Here is a 237-nt window from a genome sequence, read left to right as displayed (position 1 = left end):
ATTGACCACCACGGCCCACGGCAAGCAATTGTTAAAGGGATTTACAGTGTGTGTACAGATCTGGGTATTGACGTTCTGGCAGAAGGCGTTGAATCAGAGGGTGAGTTCAACTTTTTACGAAATATAGGGGTGAAGCTTTACCAAGGATATTTTTTTGCAAAGCCGGGCTTTGAGTGCCTACCTCAGATATCTAATTCGTTTGACGACATTAGGTCTAATGCTCAAACATATATGGGC

1 protein-coding gene is annotated in these 237 nt (G+C 43.5%); it reads left to right on the top strand.

The window, feature by feature from the left end; translation table 11 throughout:
- A partial coding sequence (locus tag AAEZ02_RS23465; RefSeq protein ID WP_351125643.1) for an EAL domain-containing protein occupies positions 1–237 on the top strand: 237 nt, incomplete at its 3' end.

This window comes from Shewanella sp. T24-MNA-CIBAN-0130, assembly GCF_040310185.1.
GTDB classification, from domain to species: domain Bacteria; phylum Pseudomonadota; class Gammaproteobacteria; order Enterobacterales; family Shewanellaceae; genus Shewanella; species Shewanella psychromarinicola.
Note: the sequence above shows the minus strand (reverse complement) of the source record. Positions and strands in the feature narration are given on the sequence as shown.